Origin of the sequence: Rhizobium etli CFN 42 (assembly GCF_000092045.1) — a bacterium.
GTDB classification, from domain to species: Bacteria; Pseudomonadota; Alphaproteobacteria; order Rhizobiales; family Rhizobiaceae; genus Rhizobium; species Rhizobium etli.
The window spans coordinates 126756-149638 of record NC_007766.1 but is presented as its reverse complement, the minus strand read 5'-3'; the positions used below and the strand labels follow the sequence as shown (position 1 = coordinate 149638).

Here is a 22883-nt window from a genome sequence, read left to right as displayed (position 1 = left end):
CAAATACCGCCTCATCTCCGGGTGGGATCCAATTGGCTTAAACCGCAGCACTGCGGACTTGTTCAGTTCCGATCTCATTCAGCCGAAACGGAGGCGCCGGAATTTGGTTCCCAAAAATTGTATTACTAATGAAGTGGCGATGGCTGTTTCGAACAGGTGGATGGCTCCCGTCAGATCATTTCTGCCGGCGGCGGCATTTCGGGAATTTGTTACCGGCCTTTCGCTGTGTTCGTCATCGCGGTCGCGCTGATGGCGTGACGGCCTGATTGCATTGATCGGCGCCGGGCTTTCAATCCTGGCCTTGGCGGCGACTACCGCTTTGGCTTACGGCGTCATCGCTGCATTTGCGTGAGCGAAAATACCAGGGCATCGAGTTGCGGAAGAGCTTTCCAGCGGCGTGACGGCGATGGGCGAAGGGAAGGACAATCGGAGGAGGAGACGTTCCGCCGCTTAGCTCGGAAGCCTGCCGCTGCGAGACGTCGTCGGCGCTTCATCAGACTAGCTTATCCAACCTGTCGCGAACGACCCCTGACGCAGGAAATCGCCGATGGCTTCGGAGGACATCGGGGCGCCCAAAAGATGTCCCTGCAGTCGATCGCATTTTTCTCTTCTAAGCCACGTCGCCTGGCCGGCCGTTTCGACGCCTTCGGCCGTAATCCGCATCCCCAGCCCGTGCGCAAGGCCGATGACGAAACGCACGATGGTCTGACTCTTCGGATTAGTCTCGACGTCTTTGATGAAGTGCCGGTCGATCTTGATCGTATCGAACGGAAAGCTCTGTAAATAGCTGAGCGATGAATAGCGGGTGCCAAAGTCGTCCAGTGCAATTCGAACGCCCAGGACCTCCAGGGTATGGAGTATGTCGAGATTTTTGGTGGTGCGTTCAAGCAGGACGGTTTCGGTTATTTCGATCTCCAACCTTTCGGCAGGAAACTCGGCCGCGTCAAGAATTCCGGATACGCGATCGGTGAAGCTGCGGCGCAGGAATTCAGCCGGCGATAAATTGACCGCCACGATGAAATGCGAAGGCCACGTCGACGCCTCGCGGCACGCCTGTTCAAGAACCCACGCTCCAATATCTCCCATGAGACCGTCGGCTTCGGCCATCGGGATGAAAACACTCGGCGGAACCACTCCGGCATACGGGTGACGCCAACGCAGCAACGCCTCGAAGCCGACGATCCCCTCCGATAGCTCCACCAGCGGCTGATACTCGATGAAAAACTGCCGCTCCTTGAGGGCCACACGCAAACTGCGCCTCAGCGTCTCACGCTGCTCCAGCATGATCATCATCGAGCGGTTGAACATTCTCGCCCGGCCGCGTCCGTCGTTCTTGGCAGCATAGAGTGCGATGTCGGCTGCCTTCATCAATTGTTCGCCGTCATTGCCATCGGTCGGCGCAATGGCAATTCCGACGCTGGCGCCGACAAATACATCGATCCCGTCGATGGTGAATGGCTCTTTGAACGCGCGGACCAGGGAACCAGCCAAATCTTCGGCCTCCGCAGGCTCCTGACCCCGCTGAATGACGGCGAATTCGTCGCCCGCAAGTCTGTAAGCTGTCTCGCCGTTGCGAAGCACGGCCTGGATACGTTCCGCCGTCATCTTGAGCACCGTGTCGCCGGCGCCGTGCCCAAGTGTGTCGTTGACCGGTTTGAAGTCATCCAGATCCAGCAGCATCAGCGCCAGCTTTTGACCCTTCGGCACGGGAAAGCTTATCTCGAGATCGCTGGTGAACTGGCGGCGGTTTGCCAGTCCCGTCAGAACGTCATGGCTGGCCTGATGAAGAAGGAGAGCGCGATCGGCCTCCCCGGTCGACGCCTCAGAATTCGCTCTTGCATCGTGCGTCTCGATGATTCCAAGGCCCCGGTCAGTAGCGAAAACCAGGAGACTGCGGCTCTTGCCGGGAGAACCGCCGATCGCGATGTTGCGCGGCAGGCCGCCGGCAAGCACGGTTTCGATCATCGATCTGTGGTCGGGGTCAAGCTCCGGATATAGATCCCAAAGGGTCGCACCCGGCGCCGCTGCGGTCTTGTAGGCCTTCGAAACCGCCAGAGAGCATTTCGCTAATTTTAGGCTATTGCCATAAAACGAGACGAGCTCATCAGGTTGACCGGACATGGGCGCTCCGTGTTGGATCTTTCATCCCCAACTCGTTGTGTCATGTGTGAACCTAACATGCCGGTGGCGATGTTCAATCTTACCTCGTTGATTAACAGAAATACAGCTTGCAAGTGTCTTGCTCGAGCCATTTGGCCAACCCCTTTGGGTCGCCTTCCGAGCTCGTCGAGAACGCGGACAAACCGCTTTATCTGGCCGAGAAACAACGCCGAAACAGAGTGGTTTTGCAGAAGGCGGCCTGAGGTTTAGAGACAGTGCTGCGCAAAGAAAGGCCGAGGCAGAACGAGAAGCATTATTGGCAGCGCCTAAGCAGGGAATGATGTCCAGCGCCCGGTACTGCAGGAAGCCTCGCGCGGATCTGGGGGTGAAATCACTGAAGACTATCGCGAGCTTTCCAGGTGGCTCTCGCCACGCAGAAGGTTCAGCCAGGCCTGCGACACTTTCTCCGCGCCTGAGCCCCCGATATGGCAATCGTCGTAGCGGTCATCTCCATCGAGTAACGCGTCAGAATTGACGCCCTCTCGGATACCGTGACCGCTTTTTGACAGGGCCAGTTGCGCCCGTACGATCGCATTGTCCGGAATATGCTCCTTGAAGCCGCCATTGCTCGGTTCCAGGCATTTCGATGCGATCGAAATGTAAACGGGTGCTTCGACGCCGTGCTGACGCAATGTGTCAACCATTGACATGAAATGTTTCTGGTAGGCCTCGGAAGTGGTGCCCATGACGAGGTCCGCCTCTCCCTGCACCCAGAGGACGCTCGTTATCCGATAACCGGAATCCTGAAGCTGTTTCATTGTGTCGACCAGCACAGGATTGAGGTCACCGCCTGCCGCCCATCGTGCGACCTCTGAACCGCCATATGCGAGAGGTGCGAGGATGACGCTGTCATTTTGTCCCGATCCGATCAATTTGTTCGCAAGAAGCGTCCAATACTCTCCCTTGGTATTAGTCGATCCAAGAAGTGGCGACGCCGCGATGAAGCACCGTTTGTCAAAGGCGTTTACAATGCGAGCGCCATAATCTGACTGGTGCCGTTGTCCACCGTAGTTGGCCGCGTTCGATTGGCCAAGAATGAGTAGGACAGCAGTTCGATCAGTTTGGGTCGGGCAGGTCACCGCGGTTTTTGATTCATCTGCGATGAGTCGTTCCTTGTCGTCGAAGGTATAACGGCTTGAAGCCGCCTCCTTCTCTGGGCCAATCATTTTCTTCAGCGCGGAAAGTTGTGGCCAGGGAAAGATCTCATGTCTCGCGCTCATGCCGCCGAGAACATAGAAGGCGATCAAGGCGGCCAGGCCGGCGGCCATTGTTTTGCGCATGTCGTTACCCTTTAAACATCATCCGACGACATGAAGCCCACGGACCGACCAAGGCTGCTCCAGCCATGACGGTTCCTTTATACCAGCCACATCTGCTTACTCTGGCACGCCCTTTTAAAAGATATTTTTTCGAGAAGATCTAGCCATAATCAACGACACTCTTCCCAAGATTGGTCAGAAACCTAGTATTACTACAAACTAAACCTGTAACGGCAATCATCCGGATAGGTGAGAGATCGTGCCTTCTATGCAGCCTCGTGGAGTATGAGTGAGTGGGACACAGGTGACCGAGAGTTCGCGCAAGCGGTCGCCGCAGCGGCGGAGTCGCCGGCGAGGGATGCCGTACGCTTCGGTGTTGCTGCACTTGGGCAGAACGGCCGACCGCCGTTGGCGAACCGTCGGAAGGCGCCGGGGGCCGAAGGCCACGTCGGACTGCTGCGCGCGCAGAGAGCCTGCAACGCCATCGGCGTCGAATGATAAGAAGGGTGACAGAGTGATCTTGTCGCCGCCCTGAACGCCTTGCAGGTCAGGTGGCAGAAGTGAGTTGACGAGCTCGATAGCGAACCGGCCGGCCACAAGGCCCGCGGATCCCGCTAACATCAGCCCGGGAGTCCCACTTCGCAGCCAACACGAACACTTCTACTTGTCTTCCCCTTCCGCCTGGATGCGATCCAGCACTGCTTCCGGCGCAATGTCTTTCTTTAGCTCTTCGACCTCATGGGCCTCGGTCGGAACTTCAAGTTTCTTTGCAATGGCTTCGACCATCGCAATCAGGCGTGTCGTTTCATGTTCGTTTAATAAGCTGATCTGGAGGTCGAGGTCGGCGCGGACATTGTCCTGTGCAGCCATTCGGTTCTGATTGATCAGGACAAACGTCGAGAGAAAGATCGCCTCGACCGACGCCTCCATCGCGAGGATAACCAGAGAGGGGTCCCAGAGTGGCACCTGTGGGATCCAACCCACATTTGCGATGATCCAGACGCCATAAAAAACGATGTGAATGTAGACGAACATCATTGAACCAGCAAACTTGCTGACCGCAGCAGCGGCACGCTCCTGAGCAGATGCTGCGTTCTGGCTCTGCCGGCGGCGCTGCATGATAGCTTCTATGTTGCGGGTTAAGGCGGGTGTTAGTCCTGCCGCGGCTGGTGTTGTTGGGCTTTTGCGGTCCGGATGGTCGTCATTCATTGCCTAATCCTGAGATATGGAAACTGTTGGCCGCGACTTTTCCCGAAAAGGCGCCTCGTGCAGTCCGATTCGATGATTAACTCGGTCCCAAGAGCAAGGTTGCTGCGCACTGAGCAATACGTAGAGCAAGGCTCAGGCTCACCCGGTCCACACGCTTTTCCGGAAATGCGGGGTGGGGCCCAGCGACGGCATCCTTTAGCGCGCTAGAGGTCTAGCCTCGTTCAAATCATTTCGGATCGCGGTGGCCGCTATGCCCGCCTGGCCCATCGCGGTCCCGATCTGATCCAAGCCAACGACCACATCTCCAGCTGCATACAGGCCAGGTAGGGTTGACCTTTGGTGACTGTCGACGATGACGCAGCCGTTCTCCGACAATTCTGCACCGGCCACAGCTGCCAGTTTCGACCGAGCGTCCGATCCAAGCGCCGGGTATATAGACGAAAACTCGCCGATACCGGAAGCTGTCGCGACTCTGATTGCATCGCGCCCGGGGTCGATGGACTTTACCGGACCTTTCTGGAGGCCGATCTGTAAGTCCCGCAGCCGATCGACCTCAATCTCCGAGAGCTCGTGTTCCTCCTGCGGTGTGATGATGGTCACGTGTGTCGTATAACTCCGCAGGAACAGCGCCTCCGCAAACGCTCTCGATCCGCAACCGATAACAGCCACACGCTTGTCGGTCACCTCGAACCCGTCACAGACAGGGCAGTAGCGGATAAGGCCGCCTGCAACAGCCTCGTCATGACGTTCGGCCAATATCGGTGGCTTGCGGTCGGTGACACCGGTGGCGAGAAGGACTGTTCGGGCCCGCATGCTGCCGCTGTTGGAGAGAACTCGAAAGCCGACCTGCTCCTTCCGAAGCTGGCTAACGCCCTCAGCCAGGATCTGAACTTTGTACCTTTGAAGCTGTGTGCGCATCCTGGCGAGAAGCTCCCTTCCGCTGATGCCCTCCGGGAACCCTGCGAGGTTATGGGAAATCGGAATGGTGGCGGCACGACTGCTATGGTCATCGAATACGGTTGTTGAGAGGTGATAGCGCGCAAGATAAATGGCCGCAGTCAAGCCAGCAGGTCCACCTCCGATGATAATGCAATCGCGCATCGTGTCTCCAGACCGTCGCCGCTTAAGATGTCGTAAGGCGCCACTTAGCGGGGAGCATTCTGATTTCCCTGGGCACGCCCAACAGCTGCTCGCGGGCGGTTAAGTCGGTTCCTCAACGGTTTCCCTCTATAAAGCTGGCGCCGATGCCGGATCAGGCCGTCTTGCTTCGAGATCGATGCCATCCCCGGAACTCAACGCATGGAGCTTCAGTCATAAATAGGCAAGGCTTGGTCCGCCGCTCAGGCGATGTTGGAATAACTGACATCGCCCGCATCGACGAGGGAGACCGCTCCGCGGAAGCGAAGGGCGTCCGGCGTCCTTTGCCCGTTACGCGGATATCAAGATGGCGATCATCGCTAGTGCGGAGCCAACGCCGGCCCCAGCGAGGCCCGTTGTCATATAGCCGGCAAATCCCCCGGCTTTGCCGTGCCTGATCTCCTCAGCGGTCCCGAGAACGGCCGCCAGGCCGGCAGCAATCCAGCATGTAAGCGTCAACGTCCCCAAAAGTATCGCCCAGTGCGGTGCGTCGATTGAAAGCACGGTCATGCGAATACCCTCGCGGCGAGCGCCGCCTCCATGAACGCCCTGCGGGCTCTCTCGGCACTTCCACGACGAGCGATGGCATCGACGCATCTGCGCTTGGCGACGCCGAACTCACGAGAATTGGTCGACGGCCAGCGATGGAGAAGCGCCGCAAGCGCCGCGTCCGGACCCTCAATGCGCTCACGAATGCCGTCGCCGATCCGGACGTATACCGGTGGCTTCCAAATGACATGGAAGTCGATGTTGATAACCTTTTCCATTGCAGACCTCATTGCCAGGTTTCCCCGACAACCGCCTTCAGCTGTCCGAGTTCCCAAGCCGCAATGGTTGGTCCGTTATCGGACAGCTTGGAAGAGAATATAGGGAGAAGGACGCGATCGTTAATGATCTTACACGAGCGTCGATACTGAAGGATTCGCTGGAGTGTGCAATCTGAGCATATTTCGACGGCGTCCGCGATGACGCCAAGTTCGTGCGGCGGCGGTGGAGCTGGCTGGCGCCGAATAGGCGGGGCCAGTCTACATCTCCCGGTCGGACAGGCGGACCGAGGCATGCGCAGGTGCAAAATCGAAAAAGGGGGTCAAACCCCCATAAACGGTTGGACTTAAGGTGCATCTCACCGCGATTGCATTGGTGAGCTTCAACAAATGCGCACCCTGACTATCCAACCGGGCGCGTGATCATCAGCCAGAGAATTCCCAGCACTGAAGCAAAGGCCGGAAAGCCAAAACAGAACCAGGTCCAGAACAGCCGATGGTATAGCGCCGGCAGCGGCTCACCATTTGCAGCTGCTTCTTTCGCAATCTTGCGCATCTCCATCTGTATCCAAACGACCGGCAGCCAAAAAGCACCCGTGATGAGATAAAGAACGATCGACCAAACGATCCAGCGCTCCCAAAGGGAATAACCGACATGCCAGGCGAGCGCTATGCCGGTGACCGGCTGAGCGATCACGGCGGTTGTGGTGAAGACGAAATCCGCAAAGACCACGATCCGCGCGACCGCGGCCACAGTCTTTGCATTGCCGGTGCGATGCGCGACCAACATGAAAAAGGCGATGCCCGCGCCAGTGCCGAGGAGAACGGTGGCGCCGATGATATGCAGGAATTTCAGCACGAAATAGGTCACCGCTCCTCCAAGATCGCGAGAGCAACCAGGTGCAACACAAGGATCGGCCATATCTTTGTCAACGGGCCGAGCGGCTCATTCCATAACTCCGGCAATACCGCGGTTGCGGCCGCCGCATAGAAGAGTGACAGCAGGACAGCTGCGTAAAGGCCCCATCGCGCAGTGCGGCGTATGGCGATGGCGCATCCTATCGCGATGTCTGTAAGTGCCCCGGCAATGACGGTTGGTGCGGCCAAACTACTTGCCCCGCCCCCCATCATCAGTTCGACACCCTGCTCGAAACCCGATGTCAGCGAGATTATTCCCGTCGATATCCAGAAGAGGGGCAGCAGCACAAAGGTGACGGGCTTCAGGAAGTAAAGCTTGGCAAACCAACGCTCCTGAACCGAAACCGGTCGACGTGCCAAGGCATCGTCCAACGACGATGGCCGGATTCCGGTGGCGGCTATCCATTCGCCTGGATCACCGACGGCGCCGCGCGCGATCTCCCTTGCGGCCGTACTTCGAACCGGCGGCCGCCAGCCCAGCAATCCCGCAATATCGCCCAACCAATAGAGAAGGCTGGCGAGCGGGCGGGGCAGCAGATAACGCTTGGCCGGACGCCAGCCAAGCCATCTGCGGTATTGCGCCACAATCTCTTCAAACTCGAGCACCTGCGGGCCGACGATTTCGAACGAGATTTTCGACGGGGCCGTTTTGTCGAGCAGCCGAATGACGGTTTCGGCGACGTCTTCGAGCTGCACCACCTGAAGTTTCCCGGTCGACGGCATCACTGGCAGAAACGGCAGCGCCGCAAGTCCGCGAAACAATGCACTGGAGCCGAAGGCCGCATCACCAAGGATCACGGACGGACGCAGTATTACCCAGTCGAGATCCGTCTCCATCAGGGCCATTTCGCCGGAAAGCTTAGTGCGCGAGAACGTCGATGGCTGCTGCCGATTCACTCCAATTGCCGAGAAATGGATGACTCGACGTACACTGGATTGCTCGCATGCAAGAAACAGCGCTGCCGGTCCCTGCGCGTGGACGCCCGCCATGTTGTGGGTCACTCCGTCCTGCAGTGCCCCGGCGCAATTCACGACGGCGTCCATTCCCTCGAGATGATGCAGCCAGGCAGACGGCGCCACTGCTTTGGCCACATCGACTTCAACCCAACTGCCGGTGCCTTCAACCGGGCGTTTTCCAGGACGCACCACACAGATGATTTCATGTCCGCATGCCACTAGCCGGGCGCAAACGGCACTGCCAACAAGTCCTGTTGCGCCGGTAACAAGGATTTTCATACGGACGACCTTCGCACTCAAAAGCCCCGAACCTGTGCTTGCAGGATTTCGTTCCAGCGCCCTTCCTCGTGTCAATGCCTGGATAACATTTGAAATGCGTCAAGCAAGCAATTCCGAGTGCTTGAGTTCCTAGATCGCGTCTGCTCAATGCCGGCGGCTTGACTGATGCACGAAAGACGGTCTCACAACGGCGCTTGCCTGGAATGACAAAGCCTGAGCAGTTGAACCAGTTCGAACCGGCGACCCGTTGATTCTCGGCGCCGGCGCTGCAACTGATTGGGTCTATTTATGCTTCAGTAGCCACATCTTTCCGGCCATCGTGATGCCGTGCGGCGAGATGTCTGGGTCGGCGCCGGTATCGAGGGTCTTGAGAAGACCGCTGGTTCTCAATTTGCCTACTGTCGCCGTTGTCACGAACTTGATTTTGATCGGCCGCTCCTGAAAGCGATCGGCTTTGGCGAAGGTAATCGTCGCATCGAGATGCGTCCACTTCTTGCTCTCCTGAAGGTACAGGTCCCCATCCCTTGCAAGTTTCAGGCCTCTGATCTGGGGAGGCGTCAAAGTGACCCTCAAAGCGGCCGTATTGGGACTTATTTTAGCGGTGGCAATCATCTTGGATCCTAACATGCTATTCAAACGAACCGCATAAAGCGGTCAGATATCGACGGGCCGAGGCTCTCGGCCTCGCGGAAGGAGATGAGCCTGCCGCTCTGTTCATCCCATAAAGCAAGCCGGACACATTCGAGGCTTTGCCAAAGGGTGACGCGGCCAATGGCCACCAACTCGGGGTGATTGCGCAGGACTTCCGGAAGCCGGTAATACGGAATGCGGCTTGAAAGATGGTGGATATGGTGGATACCGATATTCCCGGTCAGCCATCGAAGCACGAGCGGAAGATCGTAATGTGACGCGCCGTGAAGAGCGGCCTGCGGAAATTTCCATTCTCCGGTCTTCGACCAGTGCGTTTCCTCGAACTGATGTTGGACATAAAATAGCCAGACGCCGGCTGCCCCTGCCAGCAGAACGACGGGCAGATGAACCAGCAGGAAGGGGATAGGTCCAATCGCCCATATTACCAGGCCGCCTACGATCGCGATCGCTACATTCGTGGCCATCGTGGAAACCCAAGGCAGGGCTCCCGCTTGCATCATCCCGATCGGCAGGCGTTGCTTGAAGATAAAGAGCCAGGCGGGTCCAATGCCAAACATGACGATCGGATGCCTGTAAAGTCGGTAGGCGAGTCGCCCGGTTCGAGAACGGGCGCGGTATTCCTCGAGCGTCAAGGTCGTGATGTCGCCGATGCCACGCTTATCAAGATTGCCAGCAGATGCATGATGTTCGGCATGTGTTTGCCGCCAATAATCGTAAGGCGTTAGTGTCAAAACGCCGAGTGCCCTTCCTGTCCACGTATCCAGCTTTCGCCGGGCGAAGAATGAACCGTGCCCGCAATCGTGCTGGATCATGAATAACCGGAGCAGGAAGGCGGCGGCTGGCAGGATCAGTATGTAGCCGGGCCAAAAGTCTTGCAGCAAAGAGGCATACGCGCCGACCCATAGCAGCGCGAACGGGACAGCTGTCACAGACAACTCGAACGCGCTGCGCCAAAAGCTCGGTTGCCGGTATTTCGCGAGGATCTTCAGCCACGCACCGGCGGAGTCTTCAAACGGCTCGTGCAACTGGCCGGCTTGGCTTCTCATAGGTTTTCTGATTTCCTTTTGGACGACGATGCAAATTTGCGGGAGCCACGGTCGGATGTTCCGGCCGTCAAGCGCGACGAGCCTTACGCGCGGCATAGCGCCGGTCGCGCTCGGCCTTGCGTGCCGCTTCATCGGCGACGACACGTGCGATTCGGTTATTGGCTTCCAATTGGCGAGCCTCCGCCTCTGCTCTGTGATGAGCCTCGGCAACCTCGGCTAATGCGGCAGCTTCCCGAAGGAGGCGGTCATTTTCCACCGCCTTCATCGCATCGCGCTCGGCGCGACGCGCGGTCCTGGCCGAAGCAACTGCTTCGCGCGCCGCCAAGCGTTCTTGCATTACAGGGTCTGTCGGCTTTGGAGCCGACTCAAATTTTGCAATTAGCTGACGTCTGGCGCTTTCAGCGGACTTACGACGTTCTGAAAAGCTGTTGTCACTTGGGTGTTTCAATCGATGTCCTTGCCCAACAGGATAGCGCGGGCCGCTGCGCTTCAAGTCTCGGTACGAGCGGCGGGCGCTGTTCGGTCTTCTTGAATGAAAAAGGCCAGACATCTGCCTGGCCTTCAACTGACCTTGCCAGCCACGCCAGTACGTCCGTGGTCGCAGCTGCTACAGGAGCTTTTTAGGCCGCTTGGAGCTGGCCCGCAGACATTTTGCCGGACTTACGGTCATGCTCCAATTGAAAGCCGAGCTTCTGACCTTCAGCGATTGAACTCATTCCCGCGCGTTCAACGGCAGAGATGTGAACGAAGACGTCGGCACTCCCGTCGTCAGGTTGTATGAAGCCGAAGCCTTTGGTGGAGTTGAACCATTTTACTGTGCCAATGGTCATGATAAACCCTTTCATCGGCATACATTTAATTGCCCGCCGAGCGGCGCGCGGCGGTGTTTCGACTTTTGAAGGGAGAGTTGATCAAGAGGCGCAGAGCGCAGCCAAGCAAATATCGGCAAACAAAGTATCGATATCTGCAGGGATAGACTGGAGATCCTTCCCCGTCAACCTTTTGTTTTCAGCTTCTCGCAATTTCCACTTTTGCGGGCAATCACGTGATGCGTTTCAGGTCGGCGCGTCAGCGGATAAGCGTCGGCTTCATAGAGTTTGCGCATCTGCAAACCATCGAAGCGCGCCTCCTCGACTTCGAGCACGGATCCACGAAGGAGAGAAGCCGGCATGTCCTCGATCGCAAAGCGAAGAGCTTCGGCGACGGAATCGAACCTCTTGTAGCCGAGGCTACCTCTTCTGTTGATTGTCTTGCACGGGTAAAGCCCCGCGCCGGCATTATAGTCGAAAACGGTCATAACCTAATCCTTGCGGCGTGAGCGATCGTCGAGGACGTCGATCTTTGCCCTCCCATCTTGCGGTATCAACGGAAAAATGAAGTCAGTCCAACCGTTCCAGCAGTCCGTTTATCGAGACGCTGCTGCATCTCGGCAAGCTTCATCGCTCGCCTCCGGGGAACTTGCCTGCTGAGGAAATCCTGCAGCTTTGCTGCATCCGATCCCTGTTCTGGCTTGGAGCGCTTGAACATGCTTTCGGCGGCATGGCGGGTGGTGTTGGTCATTATGGCATCCTCAGGGTGGCTGGTGGACGAATACATCGGGAACAAACCGCTCCAGCCAGTATGGCGGAGTTCGCAACGTTCGCAAAATCAGGGTTTGCCAAGCAACCGACGCAGCCGGGAGGATCAGGTAGCCGAAAGGCTGAAAACGTGCCCTGTATGTAACGCTTTAATCAGCCTCATTCAAGGCACCACATGAATAGCAAAAGCTTGCTTGCCAAAGGCGGAAATGAAGTCCAGGGTGCGATGTCGGCTGCAACTGGTCAGGGCGCTGCCGCCTGAGGGACAAGAGCGCGCCCTAACCCCGACAAGAGGAGGACGCGACGACGTCCCGGTCCTCGCATGCCTGCTTCCTGCTCTACTTCCAGAAAATGCTCCTGAACGCCAACGGCGAAAGCAAGCGCAAACCAGGCAATCGGAAAGTCCACAGGACCTTTCTCATGGTCCGCAACAGAGGACAGCTTCATGGCTCGTCACCTGTCGGTCGTGAGTTGTGGGCCGGCGCTTTTTTCCTGAGAAAGCTCCCGAGAAAAAGCGAAGGCTCTGGTAGCGTCGCACGGTATCTGTCCTTCCCTCTTTACTGCCCATCAGCGTTATATCTTTGAATTAGGACCAGGAGATCGCAGATGCAGGCCTTTGGAGACAACTTATGCGCCAATCATATTACAGGGCGCTGGCCCTGATGATGACCATCCCCCTGCATTCAGCGTATAAAAGCGCGGTGCTAAGGACTTTGCCGCGGCGAAGGCGATACCGCAGGAATTACAGTTGGCTGCTTTGAAAAGCGGGCTCGCTTTCAGCTTCTCAAAGCGAGCCTTCCGAGTTGCTACTATCAGACGTCTATTTGCGTCCACCACTAGGACGGGATTTGGCACCTGTTCCGCCTGCGGTCTTGGCGTCGGCAGCTTGCCCGAAGTTTGTTCCCCCCAAGTGCCCGCCACCGCTCGTGTTCGCAACCTGGCGTTCGGTTCTGCGCCGGATCTCAGCCGCATTGGTTTTGCTCATTTTCGATTCCTTTTCGTCGTATGAGTGATCGCTGCCGGACGGCGCCCGGAAGACCGAAGTTCGATTTTGAGAGAAAAGGTTTGCTTGACGCCAATCGGCGCGAAACGAAGCTCGACTAGCAAACTCGGTGTGGCAACGTGGGCCGCCATTGTGTTTAAACGAAGTTCTCGGCCAGCGGGCCGGCCAACAAAAAAGGCCGGGGCGAGACCGCGCCGACCTTCCTCACATCGCTGCCGTACCAGTGCCAGTACATCCGTGGTCAAAAGCAGAAAGCGATTGCGGCAATTGCGAGCGACAGATGTTTTCCAGCGCTCATCAGCGATGCCGATGGATGCCATGTAGGCACTCGCTGCAGGAAACGCAACCGCAATTTTCGGTTTTGTTATAGATATCTTATAAAAATTGAAATTGCGTGTTTCACATTGCATCCGGAGCCGCGCTCAGGCATGGTCACTTCGTCAGCAGCCAATGTTACGGGCGCTGCTGCATCAGGGCTCAGAGCCCTCGCCCCAAATTGAAGGAGGACCGGAAATGTCTTCCGAACACGTCCATATCTTAAATTCCAGAGACCTCTCAATGCTGCGAGGCGTTTTGGATTCGGCTGGATACAATTCAGCCAGAAGCGTCGCCCATCCTGAGCGATACAGCGCGGCAGCGAAATTGCTTATCCAACGTTTCCAATATGGGATGACCTCCGCCGACGACCTTTCCAGGGAGCTGGAAAGGTGTTTTGGCGAGCCAATTTCGTCGAAGTCTCCGCCAAGCTTTGAGCGGACACGCGCCTCCATTCAGGGAGGGCCTGTTCGGTAACCTCCGACAAACCGTAGTTATCGGTCCTCCCAGTGTATGAGGCGATAGATGGAACAACGCGTCAAGGTGGTGGTTGGGGGCGTGGATTGCACGGGTGAGGAACGTTTCACCCTCATGTCGTACTCCGGCTAACTGTGAGATCCATCATTTCTCAAATGAGGAATCGGAGACTGTGTGTCGACATCGGCGTGGCTGCTCTTAGTGGTTGAACGCAATCAGGTGCGGCATACCATTGCGTCCGCAGATGAAGCCCTTGACATGCTTTTTAAGAATTGGCCGGTGACGAGCGGTAGCGCTTTCTTCATGGCAATGGAGGCGTGTGCGGGCACGGTAGAGGGCATAGTAACCGCAGGGGAAGCCCAGTCCGCATTCCTTGCAGCAGCTTTTGACGCGCGAGTCGTGGTTCGGATCGCCTAGCTCTTTACTTAAAAGGACTGCCAATTTCCTCGTCTTCGGTCAGAACAACCTGGATGCGGCGTCCGAGGCAGGTCACGGAGGGCCGCAATAGTAAGCGCAAATCCCCGCCTCTGCGTGGCTTGGACGGCGTCGAAAACTGAGAATGTTAAACCGGTGCGGAGGTATCTCGCCACTTTCGCCAGGCCGGTCCGCAAGCATCAGAATCAATGCATCGCGTTCTGGCCCTATGGGCGCCGAACGCCTCGCGCGGCGTCGGTTGCTCAGCGGTAGCATACTGATGGATTTTTTGAGTGCTCATTCGCTACGCCAGGATTTTGCCCTCTCCACCTCGTCGGAGGAAGCTCGCGCAGTTGACGAACGCCGTTAAGCAAAGAAGCCGCGGCATAGCTTCACAAAGCGCTAAAGCACTGAGGTCGATGACAGAGCATTGGTGTCCGGGACCTTCACACAATGAGAGAACTCGAGCAGGCGCGGACCGATCACAGCCGGAAGATCGCCAGCCAGGAAGCTGAGAGGCGTGCCGAGGAGCCTAACGAGAAGGCTTCGGAGTGAACAAGCGGGAAACCCATCAACCGCCCCGAGTGCGCCGGCTCAGCGTTCCAATCGGATCGACGCCTGAATCAGATCCTGATGGAAGCAATGGTTGCGCAAATCCTCTGTCAGCTTGACCAGCCTTTCGCTGGCCAGCCCCCGGGTTCGCCTCGCGTCCGCATTCCGTCGATCAGGCTCTGCTGAGCGCATATCATCTGCCGGTCTATGATCACTCGCCGGCGCGCAACTTCTAAGTCCTGCAGGGAATAGGTCATGAGAGACTATACCACGCAGGCGGCGATAATGAGATTCATTTCGCGGCTCCCCCGATCGTCGCGACCGCCGGCTTAGTTTACCGTCGCTGAACGAGCCGAGACAGAGCCCGCGCCTCTCGCCCGTGACCGAGTGGCCCCGCAACGAGAATTATATGGTTGCCTGGCACTGCGTTCGCCGCTTTCGCCTTGGATAAGGCGCAATCAACGCGCATGTTGGCATATCGGCAGCCAATGAAACGGGCGCTGCCGATCAGGGGGTGGCTCCCTTCGCCCCAATCAAAGGAGGACAAGATGTCTTCCACCTTCAAGCACTCTTCCCATATCGCGGCTTATGGCGACTTCTTATTCAGGGCTTCCATCCTGGCGAGCTTCGCCGTCATCATCAGTTTAATTTTGAGAGGCTGGTTATGGTAGTAATCATGACAAGCGGAATTTCGACGAAACGCGACCAAAATTGGCGGCTCCGGTCCATCCTCAAGCGCGCGGACTACGCGACGACAGATCTCGTTGCTTCAGAACATGGCGACCATCACGAAGAGGTGATGGTGATAAGGCGCATCAAGGCGGCGACGATTCCCGCGCCCGCCTACCCCTCTTCGAGACGGCGGAAGCTGCATGCCGATCCTGAGGCTTTGGCATCATGGGAAAACGAAGGAGGCGCCACGCGAGCTGTGGACGCGCCTGCGGACAAGAAAAATTGATGACCCAGCGAGGCAATTGAGCAAGGAATGCCGAATTGGCGATCAGGGCTCGCTGCTCGAAAGCCCATTCCATCTTATTCTTTGGTGATGCTGAGATTCCGCCCAGTGGCTCATTGCAAAGAGCTGCAGCGACCACGCCATCGCAGGCCTGATTGCCCGCATGCTGTCGGGCAGCATTGCTCCACCGAGCGATTTCCGGTGCACCGACTTCATTCGGCCTCCGCACGGCATGTGTGTGGTGGCTTCATCAAAGCGATATCGCCGCCATTTTCAACTCGATGGAAAAGACGACGAACAGACAACACAGGCATGTCAATTCCGTCGGACTTTTCACGTCGTTCTGGCCCTGATGATTGAACCTGGAAAAACAAGAGTGCGAAAATAACCACATTTAAAAGGCGCAGGCCTGACCGCTTTCTGCTCATTCCCGGAATATACAATTTGCCAGCCGTATTGATTAGGCGCATGGTAGGTCTTCAGTAGCTGTTTCTCAGGGCGCTACTGCTTGGAGGTCGGTTGTTGCCTTCGCCCCAAATTGAAGGAGGACAGCATGTCTTCCAATCTCAACATGTCTGTGCGGACCTCTGACCTGGCTGTATTGCAGGCTGTCCTTGACGACGCAGGATACGACTGCACAAGTAGCCTTGCAGACCCGAGATATTACAACGTTGCCGTCAGACTGCTGTTCAAGCTTTATCACGACGGAATGACCTCGCCCGCCGCCCTCTCTAGCGAACTCAGCCGGCACTTCGGAAAAACACCACTGTCCTCGAAATCATCCGCGGAGTTCGAAAAAAATCGCAAGCGGATTCAGGGTATCCGTTCAGCCGTTAAAGTTAGGTCGCCTACCGGCGCCTGAACAGACCGCGTTGAGTAACTTCTCGCAAAGCTCATTCGACGAAGCCCATACCAACGCGGTGGCGGGTTGCATGCCGACGCCGTTCGAACAGCCAGACGAGCTTCTCATCGCCCCCCGCGCAAGCGCCGGAGGCGCAGGAAGTCATTGACTCTCTGTGCCATGAACTACCTGCAACGAAAGTTACACGGCGCCGGATTGCGCCGGCGGTCCAAGCCGTTCACTCAAGACCTTGCTGCTGCGCTTGCCAAGCGGCACAATAGGCACCGTCAGAGGAGGCTAGAATGCCAGAAGCACCAAACGAATTTGCGGCCAGTGCAAACGGAGACAAATGGTATCTCGACCATAACGAAACAGCGGACCAGCATACTGTCATCCATCGCGCCAACGATTCCTCCGGCGGCACTGTGACGAGATGGCCGATTTCGAGCTTTCTGGAGTACTTTGGCGATCATCCGCAAGGTCAGGCTCTTCGCGGGGCATTGCACGATGCTGGATCAGCTGAACAGGAAGTACCGAGTGAACATACGCCCGTTGAGCAGAAACCGGTGACTTCTTTCCCTTGGTCGCGCAAAACGCAACACGTTGAGGATTGAGTACGCTCTCACTTACCTTAAAGGGTAGCCCCCACGGGCGGTCTCAGGCTCGGTCATAGCCAAACGATGTCAGCAGGGTCGTCGAAAAATTGCTGGCGGTCCTTGACGAGGACCTCCGTCCACTCGAGGGACCTCTTCAAGCAACTGGAGATTGCCAGGCCGACATCTTGCCGGACTTGTCGTCACGCTCCAAGCCGTAGCCTTCTGGCCTTTGACGATTTCGCGCACGCCAGCGCGTTCCACGGCAGAAATATGGACGAACGCGTCCGGCCCGCCGTTGTCCAGGCTGAATGGAACCGAAGTTCTGGTGTGGAATTGAAGCATTGCGAACGTCGGACCCTTCCATTCCATGCTCGTTTGCAGTTGAAAGGACTCGAACCGTCGCAACTGTAGTTTCGGTCAAACCGGCGATTGTCTCAGAAGACATAGCGCCTGCGCGTCAAGCTCGAAACTTAGCTGCCGGGCAAAGTGTCGGGCCATTCCTGCGATCCATGAAGAACGCGCAGGACACGAACTGCTGTTTCGGTAATGACTTATGCAGCGATATATGGCGATCCGTTGATCACCAGTTCGCGTGTCCCAGCAATTCTTCCAACGCGACCGCTTGCTGGAAAATCGACCAAACGGCGCGTGGCGGCCAAGATCCGTTCGCCGACCATGATAGCGGCCGAAGGATTGTCTGCCTCGATAGGCGTCGCGATCCGACAGTGCGAACACAGACCATGTAAGTTTCACGACTTGGCGGCACCTGCTTTTACGCGCGCTATCGCCCGGCGCTCCGCAAAGTGTCCTTCGACCTCAACATCTGAAATGTCCGGTCGAGTGTCGTTCAGCGCTTCGAGCACCTTCGTGCGAAACCAAGCATCGTGAGCCTCGCTTCCGTAAAACAGTTCAAGAGGCAGCGCACCTTCGTTAGCCGTCGGGGTGAGTACGATGCGGACCGCGTCCGATATTAGTTAAAACGATCTTCCTATTGCCGGCGATGATGTACTGAGGACGGCGCGGGAGCATTTTGGAGCGTTGACGGAACTCCTCGCAGCCGTCGAACCCCTGCGAGGACCGCGACAGCAGGCTAATGTAGCCTTTGGCCATGGGGGCCGGGAAGGCTCGGCTCCTGACATGGAGCCGAGCGGGTTTGAGCAGCGAGACCGCCAGTCGAGCGGTAAGCAATGCGTGAACAGGCTAACCTTCCGACCGCACTGACCTCTCGAAAACCCTCGCCAGCCGTTGCGCGAATTTTCGGGGATCTTGTGGCCGTTCGCCATCGAGAATTCGCGCTTGATCGAGCAACAGGAACGTTGCGTCCTCTTGATAAGACGCGTCGTCCTCGACGGCCGCGATGGCTTTAATCACGGGATGTGCCAAGTTGATTTCGAGGATCGGTTTGGTGGCTCCCTGGAGACGACCTGCGTTTTGCAGGATCTTTTCCATCTGCCTGTCATAGCCGTCCTCCGGCGCAACCAGGCAGACCGCGCTCTCCGTCAAGCGGTCGGATGCCCGAACATCGGCGACTTGACCGGCCAGTTTTTCTCTTGCGAAGCCAATAAATGTCGCCAAACCGGCGCTGTCCTGTTCCGGTGGCGTTTGATTGTCGAGCCTTGGAAACTGCGCCAGATCCGCAGTTCCCTGCGTGATCGATTTGAACGCCTTCCCTTCGAATTCCGGCGCGTTCACCACCCAGAAGCTGTCGACTGAGTCGGTCAGCAGCAGCACTTCGATGCCTCGCGCGCGGAAACCTTCGAGCTGTGGCGACGCCTTCAACTGGTCCAGACTGCCACCCGCAAGATAGTAGATGGCGTCCTGGCCTTCTTTGGCGTCTTTGACGTATTCGGCAAGTGAACGGTGCCCTTCCGGCGATGCCGACGTGTGAAATCGTGCAAGCGCCATCAATTGTGCGCGCCGCTCGTAATCCTCGTAGATGCCCTCCTTCAAGACGGGTCCGAAATTCTTCCAGAACGTGAGATAGGTCTCCGACTCGCCGTCAGCCAGTTTCTCGATCGCTGTGATAACCCTATTGGTGACACCCTTGCGGATTGCCGCCAGGATGGGGCTCTCCTGGATCATCTCGCGAGACACGTTGAGCGGCAGGTCAGCCGTATCGATCAGCCCTCGAACGAAGCGCAGATATCTGGGCATCAGTTCCGCATCGTCGGTGATGAAGACCCGCTTGACGTAAAGCTTCATCCTTCCTTTGCGTTCCGGATCAAACATGTCGAACGGCTGCGTTCCCGGTACAAACGCCAGGGCTGTGTATTCGTGCCGCCCCTCGGCACGAAAGTGCACAGTGAGCGCCGGTTCGTCGTATTGCCCAGATAGGCCGCGGTAGAAGTCGGTATAGTCTTCCTTGCTGACTTCGCTCTTCGATTTGGTCCACAGCGCAGTCCCGTCCGTTATCTGGACCGGCTCGCCACCAGGTTTGTCCACAATGCGGATCGCGACCGGGACATGACCGGATTGTTCTTTGACGATTCGTTCGACGGTCCACCTTGAGGTGTATGTCTTGGCATCCTCCATCAGATGCAGGACGATGCGCGTGCCGCGGGCTGGCGCTTCGACGAGGTTTGCTGCCTCGACACTATAGCTTCCCTTCCCGTCCGAGGACCATTTCCACGCCTCTTCTGAGCCGGCGCGACGGGAAATCACATCGACATGCTCGGCGACCATAAAGCAGGAATAGAAGCCGACGCCGAACTGTCCGATGAATTGTGCGCCTTCGGCGGCCTTGTTCTCTGCAATACGCTCCATGAACGCCCGCGTCCCCGACCTCGCAATCGTGCCGAGCGCCTCAATCATCTCGTCACGCCGCATCCCGATGCCGTTGTCCTCCACGACAAGCTGCCGGCTCTCTTCGTCAAGCCGCAGCATGATGCGGCTCTCGGCATCGGCTGCCAGTAGCGAAGGCGTCTCGATCGCCTCATAGCGCAGCTTCTCGCAGGCATCGGCGCCATTCGAGATCAATTCGCGCAGGAAAACGCCCTTGTCCGAATAAACGGAGTGGACCATCATATGCAAAAGGCGGGCAACATCGGCCTCAAAGACGTGGCTTTCAGCGGTCTGTTCGACAGTTGTCGTCATGTGCTCGGATTCTCCAAAGAAATGCAATTTGCGCCGATCAATTGGCGAAACCAGGCTCAAAATTCAAGATCCGAAAACAGCTGGCCGCGGCCGAAATATACGTCGTGCAGTTGCCATTTTCATCGCAACGGCTGAATGGTCAGAACCTGTCCTGTGCCTCGATTGCATGGGATTATTGGCACCGAAGCGGTGACCGCGAAAGAAAATCGACATCCTGGCCCGATCAGACCGATGAGTTAGCTCTATCCTCTGGCCTATCGGTTGATGGAATAGTGGAAGGAGCGCCTCGGCCAACTTGATCAAAGGCTGCACGCATCGGAGCGGACGAGGCGCCCCTCGTGCCCATCTCGGAAGGATTACCAGCAAGTGAATCCTGCATCGACGTTGACGATTGCCCCGGTCATCAGGCTGGCGGCGCCCGATGCGAGGAAGAGGACCGCGCTTGCAACCTCCTCCGGCGTTCCCATCCAAGCCATGGGCGTGTCAGCGAGCGATCGGCTTCGACGGGCACCACCATCGGTGTTATAGGTGGGCGCGTCGGCGTTTACCCTGATGCCGCGAAGCGCCCACTCGGCGGCCTACGAGCGCGTGAGATGATCGACCGCCGCCTTGGAGACATTATAGGCCGGCTGGGGCTGAGGCCGGTTGCAGATATGTCCCGACATCGAGCCGAGGTTCACGATGGCGCGGCGTTTCAGCGAAATCATGAGACGACCGAAGGCGCGCGAGCACCAGAAGACGCCGTTGAGATTGACGTCCATCATGCGCGGCCAGTCCGCCTTGGTGAACTCCTCCGCCGGGATGCCACTCTGGCCAATTCCAGCATTTTTCACGAGGATCGTCGCCGGCCGCCTGCATCGGCAAGCTCGGTCGCGATCGCGTCCATGCGGGCCGCATCGGTGACGTCGCCCACCCGGGCTTCGACGTCGCAGTCCTTGTCGCGGAGCGCACGGGCTTGCCAGGCATCGGTCTCGCTGCGTTCGATGACAACCACGGCAGCACCGGCCTCCGCCAGCGCCACGGGGCGGCACAGGATCGCCTCAGCTTGCTATGCTTGTTGGCGAACCTGGTTCTCGCTGCGATCAGCTCGATTGATAACCTCAGGGCAAAGCTGGCAAGCTACTGCACGGGGCGGCACGCGACCTTGAGGGGCGAGTATGGAACGGTTTCAATCATGCCGCCCTCCAATATTTCGGCAGTATCGTCCGCTTGGAACAGATCGTTCTAATATACGTTTGTGGGGAGCCTGCCCACGGAGGACGCCATGATCAGCATCTGGGACGCGAACGTCGAACTGAAGATAGATGGCCGTGTTCACGTCATCAGGAACGCTAGAGAGGCGGTCGCGTTCTTGAAGAAATACTGGCCCGATAACAGAAGCCATCCGAACTATGCGACAGCGTGGAAGGTATGCCTGGACGCGGCGAGTGGCGTTATTCCCGATGCGGAAGCGCGATCTGCGTTTGAGGCTGCGGCAAAGGAGGCTGGCATCCTTCGACAAACTTGAGGTCGCTTCGTAAGGAGCAGTTAGCCTGGCGTTTTCATAGTCTATCGCCGACTAGCCGATGGGCAGAGGCGGCAGTCAGCGCGCAATTCAATCGGCAGCCAGCAGTCCTGAATTGAGGCTACTTGGACGAATGTTCGGGTCACCGCGATGTATTCGGCTCTGTAGGTATCCTCTCAGTCAAGTTTGATTGCGAGGCTCCACGCATAGCGTCGTAACACTCGGTCGCCAAGCAATCGGATGCCCAGTCTTCGAAGACTGCACTTCAGCTTCTGCCTTTGTTAGATCGCCATGGCGAACCGCCGTGTAGAGATGCGACAGCACCGGCGATCGCAACAGCGTAGGGACGACCACGTGGTGGGTGTCTGGTTACGTGTGCCGCATCTTTCGCTAACCGGAGGGCGGTGTCGACAGCTATCGCAAATCGCTTTATTACGATCTTCTCCCTGAGCCCGTACTAGTCTAGAGACTTGCCACCGTTCAACTTCTCCAAGACCTCCGCCGCCTGATAGAGCCGGATGTCGCTACCCCAGAATGGGTCCCGGTCAACGATGCAGCCTACGTTGATGCGCATTGAAAATCGCGCTTAACCTTAAATCCTGCAGATCCCTTCTCTGATGGTCCGTTTCCTGACGGATCAGGACGTACCCTGGGATGGGGTGTATAACTATCGTAACTTCCTCCACAACAGGTGCCGCCAATGCGTACTCCGGCTATTCTGCTTCTGGAAGACGAAGCGCTGATTGCGATGGATGTCGAGAGAACGCTTGACGATGCTCAGGCAGGAACTTCGACTAGTCTTGCATCCTGCGCTGCCGCGCTTGCATGGCTGGCAGATTATACTCCCGATGCGGCGATCATTGACATTTTCCTGCGAGATGGCGAGTGCATTGAGGTTGCTGAGATACTCGTAGCACGGGGTGTTCCATTTGTCGTCCACAGTGCTCGAAGAGGCGTGGAGAGGGAAAGTCATCAGGTTTTCCTCAACGGCACCTGGGTGCCTAAACCTTCAGACCCTGCTCGCTTGGTCAAGGCTGTGAATGATTGCCTCAGCTCGAAAAGCCGGCATCTACCTCCGATACTTTCCGATGGAAACGAAAAAGGACACCGGCGGGCGTGACATTTGCAACGGCCGAGATCATGATCTTTTTTCCAGCCGCTCAGGACGTCGCCTCA

The 22883-nt window shown here is 57.3% G+C and carries 24 protein-coding genes and 4 pseudogenes; 6 read left to right on the top strand and 22 right to left on the bottom strand.

The window, feature by feature from the left end; translation table 11 throughout:
- Positions 1-498: 498 nt before the first annotated feature.
- The 15 genes from RHE_RS27165 to RHE_RS32310 all read right to left on the bottom strand — a co-directional run bounded on the left by RHE_RS27165 (position 499) and on the right by RHE_RS32310 (position 13280).
- Positions 499-2121, bottom strand: a complete 1623-nt coding sequence (locus RHE_RS27165) for a putative bifunctional diguanylate cyclase/phosphodiesterase (protein ID WP_011428449.1) — start codon at positions 2119-2121, stop codon at positions 499-501.
- Positions 2122-2501: 380 nt separating this feature from the next.
- Positions 2502-3440, bottom strand: a complete 939-nt coding sequence (locus tag RHE_RS27160; RefSeq protein WP_011428448.1) for a sialate O-acetylesterase — start codon at positions 3438-3440, stop codon at positions 2502-2504.
- Between the two features lie 639 nt (positions 3441-4079).
- Positions 4080-4628 carry a DUF1003 domain-containing protein gene (locus RHE_RS27150; RefSeq protein ID WP_011428446.1) on the bottom strand — a complete coding sequence of 183 codons (549 nt, stop codon included), beginning with the start codon at positions 4626-4628 and terminating at the stop codon, positions 4080-4082.
- Between the two features lie 195 nt (positions 4629-4823).
- Positions 4824-5729 (bottom strand): NAD(P)/FAD-dependent oxidoreductase, encoded by a 906-nt coding sequence (locus RHE_RS27145; protein WP_011428445.1) that lies wholly within the window; start codon positions 5727-5729, stop codon positions 4824-4826.
- Between the two features lie 327 nt (positions 5730-6056).
- A complete protein-coding gene (locus tag RHE_RS27140) occupies positions 6057-6275 on the bottom strand; it encodes a hypothetical protein (protein ID WP_016736089.1) in 219 nt (72 codons plus the stop codon).
- On the bottom strand, positions 6272-6532 hold the full coding sequence (locus RHE_RS27135; RefSeq protein WP_042119979.1) for a DUF982 domain-containing protein: 261 nt from the start codon (positions 6530-6532) through the stop codon (positions 6272-6274). Before RHE_RS27135 ends, RHE_RS27140 begins: the two co-directional genes overlap by 4 nt.
- A 400-nt stretch (positions 6533-6932) precedes the next feature.
- Positions 6933-7400, bottom strand: a complete 468-nt coding sequence (locus tag RHE_RS27130) for a DUF2269 family protein (RefSeq protein ID WP_020919963.1) — start codon at positions 7398-7400, stop codon at positions 6933-6935.
- Entirely contained in the window at positions 7397-8683 is a 1287-nt protein-coding gene (locus RHE_RS27125) for an SDR family oxidoreductase (RefSeq protein ID WP_042119978.1), read from the bottom strand. The genes RHE_RS27130 and RHE_RS27125 overlap by 4 nt, the downstream gene beginning before the upstream one ends.
- Positions 8684-8965: 282 nt before the next feature.
- Positions 8966-9295 carry a hypothetical protein gene (locus RHE_RS27120; RefSeq protein WP_011428441.1) on the bottom strand — a complete coding sequence of 110 codons (330 nt, stop codon included), beginning with the start codon at positions 9293-9295 and terminating at the stop codon, positions 8966-8968.
- 20 nt (positions 9296-9315) lie between these two features.
- Positions 9316-10380: a fatty acid desaturase gene (locus tag RHE_RS27115; protein WP_011428440.1), complete on the bottom strand. Its 1065-nt coding sequence runs from the start codon at positions 10378-10380 to the stop codon at positions 9316-9318.
- A gap of 67 nt (positions 10381-10447) precedes the next feature.
- Entirely contained in the window at positions 10448-10828 is a 381-nt protein-coding gene (locus tag RHE_RS27110) for a DUF6481 family protein (RefSeq protein WP_042119977.1), read from the bottom strand.
- 172 nt (positions 10829-11000) lie between these two features.
- Complete coding sequence (locus tag RHE_RS27105) at positions 11001-11210, bottom strand: cold-shock protein (RefSeq protein WP_011428438.1); 210 nt, start codon at positions 11208-11210, stop codon at positions 11001-11003.
- A 164-nt stretch (positions 11211-11374) separates the two neighbouring features.
- Entirely contained in the window at positions 11375-11677 is a 303-nt protein-coding gene (locus RHE_RS27100; protein ID WP_011428437.1) for a hypothetical protein, read from the bottom strand.
- A gap of 65 nt (positions 11678-11742) precedes the next feature.
- Positions 11743-11940 (bottom strand): hypothetical protein, encoded by a 198-nt coding sequence (locus RHE_RS27095; protein ID WP_042119976.1) that lies wholly within the window; start codon positions 11938-11940, stop codon positions 11743-11745.
- A gap of 998 nt (positions 11941-12938) precedes the next feature.
- Complete coding sequence (locus tag RHE_RS32310; protein ID WP_166486955.1) at positions 12939-13280, bottom strand: hypothetical protein; 342 nt, start codon at positions 13278-13280, stop codon at positions 12939-12941.
- Positions 13281-14010: 730 nt separating this feature from the next.
- On the opposite strand from RHE_RS32310, the gene RHE_RS27090 reads away from it, so the two are divergent.
- Both RHE_RS27090 and RHE_RS27080 read left to right on the top strand, forming a co-directional pair.
- Positions 14011-14169 carry a DUF982 domain-containing protein gene (locus RHE_RS27090; RefSeq protein WP_244425840.1) on the top strand — a complete coding sequence of 53 codons (159 nt, stop codon included), beginning with the start codon at positions 14011-14013 and terminating at the stop codon, positions 14167-14169.
- 1213 nt (positions 14170-15382) lie between these two features.
- Positions 15383-15676, top strand: a complete 294-nt coding sequence (locus RHE_RS27080; protein ID WP_042119973.1) for a hypothetical protein — start codon at positions 15383-15385, stop codon at positions 15674-15676.
- A gap of 209 nt (positions 15677-15885) precedes the next feature.
- On the opposite strand, the gene RHE_RS33890 is transcribed toward RHE_RS27080, so the two are convergent.
- Positions 15886-16143 carry a hypothetical protein gene (locus tag RHE_RS33890; protein WP_166486954.1) on the bottom strand — a complete coding sequence of 86 codons (258 nt, stop codon included), beginning with the start codon at positions 16141-16143 and terminating at the stop codon, positions 15886-15888.
- An 83-nt stretch (positions 16144-16226) separates the two neighbouring features.
- Between RHE_RS33890 and RHE_RS27075 the strand changes: the two genes are divergently transcribed.
- Positions 16227-16535, top strand: a complete 309-nt coding sequence (locus tag RHE_RS27075; RefSeq protein ID WP_011428434.1) for a hypothetical protein — start codon at positions 16227-16229, stop codon at positions 16533-16535.
- A gap of 281 nt (positions 16536-16816) precedes the next feature.
- Entirely contained in the window at positions 16817-17128 is a 312-nt protein-coding gene (locus RHE_RS32295) for a hypothetical protein (protein WP_011428433.1), read from the top strand.
- Between the two features lie 136 nt (positions 17129-17264).
- Here RHE_RS32295 and RHE_RS32290 read toward each other — a convergent pair.
- The 6 genes and pseudogenes from RHE_RS32290 to RHE_RS35160 all read right to left on the bottom strand — a co-directional run bounded on the left by RHE_RS32290 (position 17265) and on the right by RHE_RS35160 (position 21197).
- Positions 17265-17474, bottom strand: a pseudogene (locus RHE_RS32290) (cold-shock protein).
- 106 nt (positions 17475-17580) lie between these two features.
- Positions 17581-17863: pseudogene (locus RHE_RS34585) on the bottom strand (type II toxin-antitoxin system RelE/ParE family toxin).
- Positions 17860-18081 (bottom strand): annotated as a pseudogene (locus tag RHE_RS34580) (type II toxin-antitoxin system RelB/DinJ family antitoxin); the annotation flags it as partial. The pseudogenes RHE_RS34580 and RHE_RS34585, both read right to left, overlap by 4 nt.
- A gap of 229 nt (positions 18082-18310) precedes the next feature.
- Positions 18311-20203 (bottom strand): molecular chaperone HtpG, encoded by a 1893-nt coding sequence (gene htpG / locus RHE_RS27070; RefSeq protein ID WP_011428431.1) that lies wholly within the window; start codon positions 20201-20203, stop codon positions 18311-18313.
- A 356-nt stretch (positions 20204-20559) separates the two neighbouring features.
- Positions 20560-21036, bottom strand: a pseudogene (locus tag RHE_RS27065) (SDR family oxidoreductase).
- Complete coding sequence (locus tag RHE_RS35160; protein WP_406867032.1) at positions 21033-21197, bottom strand: hypothetical protein; 165 nt, start codon at positions 21195-21197, stop codon at positions 21033-21035. Before RHE_RS35160 ends, RHE_RS27065 begins: the two are co-directional and overlap by 4 nt.
- A gap of 270 nt (positions 21198-21467) precedes the next feature.
- On the opposite strand from RHE_RS35160, the gene RHE_RS27060 reads away from it, so the two are divergent.
- Together RHE_RS27060 and RHE_RS32275 are read left to right on the top strand one after the other, a co-directional pair.
- The gene (locus RHE_RS27060; protein WP_042119972.1) at positions 21468-21710 is read left to right on the top strand and encodes a DUF982 domain-containing protein; all 243 of its coding nucleotides are present in this window, start codon (positions 21468-21470) and stop codon (positions 21708-21710) included.
- A 697-nt stretch (positions 21711-22407) separates the two neighbouring features.
- Complete coding sequence (locus tag RHE_RS32275) at positions 22408-22827, top strand: response regulator (RefSeq protein WP_011428430.1); 420 nt, start codon at positions 22408-22410, stop codon at positions 22825-22827.
- Positions 22828-22883 lie beyond the last annotated feature (56 nt).

Coding starts and splice junctions, on each gene's coding strand:
- RHE_RS27125 (WP_042119978.1), bottom strand. CDS start 8,683: ATGAAAATCCTTGTTACCGGCGCAACAGGACTTGTTGGCAGTGCCGTT.
- RHE_RS27090 (WP_244425840.1), top strand. CDS start 14,011: ATGCTTTTTAAGAATTGGCCGGTGACGAGCGGTAGCGCTTTCTTCATG.
- RHE_RS27100 (WP_011428437.1), bottom strand. CDS start 11,677: ATGACCGTTTTCGACTATAATGCCGGCGCGGGGCTTTACCCGTGCAAG.
- RHE_RS27150 (WP_011428446.1), bottom strand. CDS start 4,628: ATGAATGACGACCATCCGGACCGCAAAAGCCCAACAACACCAGCCGCG.
- htpG (WP_011428431.1), bottom strand. CDS start 20,203: ATGACGACAACTGTCGAACAGACCGCTGAAAGCCACGTCTTTGAGGCC.
- RHE_RS27135 (WP_042119979.1), bottom strand. CDS start 6,532: ATGGAAAAGGTTATCAACATCGACTTCCATGTCATTTGGAAGCCACCG.
- RHE_RS27160 (WP_011428448.1), bottom strand. CDS start 3,440: ATGCGCAAAACAATGGCCGCCGGCCTGGCCGCCTTGATCGCCTTCTAT.
- RHE_RS27075 (WP_011428434.1), top strand. CDS start 16,227: ATGTCTTCCAATCTCAACATGTCTGTGCGGACCTCTGACCTGGCTGTA.
- RHE_RS32310 (WP_166486955.1), bottom strand. CDS start 13,280: ATGGCATCCATCGGCATCGCTGATGAGCGCTGGAAAACATCTGTCGCT.
- RHE_RS27060 (WP_042119972.1), top strand. CDS start 21,468: ATGATCAGCATCTGGGACGCGAACGTCGAACTGAAGATAGATGGCCGT.
- RHE_RS27120 (WP_011428441.1), bottom strand. CDS start 9,295: ATGATTGCCACCGCTAAAATAAGTCCCAATACGGCCGCTTTGAGGGTC.
- RHE_RS32295 (WP_011428433.1), top strand. CDS start 16,817: ATGCCAGAAGCACCAAACGAATTTGCGGCCAGTGCAAACGGAGACAAA.
- RHE_RS27095 (WP_042119976.1), bottom strand. CDS start 11,940: ATGACCAACACCACCCGCCATGCCGCCGAAAGCATGTTCAAGCGCTCC.
- RHE_RS27080 (WP_042119973.1), top strand. CDS start 15,383: ATGGTAGTAATCATGACAAGCGGAATTTCGACGAAACGCGACCAAAAT.
- RHE_RS32275 (WP_011428430.1), top strand. CDS start 22,408: ATGCGTACTCCGGCTATTCTGCTTCTGGAAGACGAAGCGCTGATTGCG.
- RHE_RS27115 (WP_011428440.1), bottom strand. CDS start 10,380: ATGAGAAGCCAAGCCGGCCAGTTGCACGAGCCGTTTGAAGACTCCGCC.
- RHE_RS27140 (WP_016736089.1), bottom strand. CDS start 6,275: ATGACCGTGCTTTCAATCGACGCACCGCACTGGGCGATACTTTTGGGG.
- RHE_RS33890 (WP_166486954.1), bottom strand. CDS start 16,143: ATGCGCCTAATCAATACGGCTGGCAAATTGTATATTCCGGGAATGAGC.
- RHE_RS27145 (WP_011428445.1), bottom strand. CDS start 5,729: ATGCGCGATTGCATTATCATCGGAGGTGGACCTGCTGGCTTGACTGCG.
- RHE_RS27165 (WP_011428449.1), bottom strand. CDS start 2,121: ATGTCCGGTCAACCTGATGAGCTCGTCTCGTTTTATGGCAATAGCCTA.
- RHE_RS27105 (WP_011428438.1), bottom strand. CDS start 11,210: ATGACCATTGGCACAGTAAAATGGTTCAACTCCACCAAAGGCTTCGGC.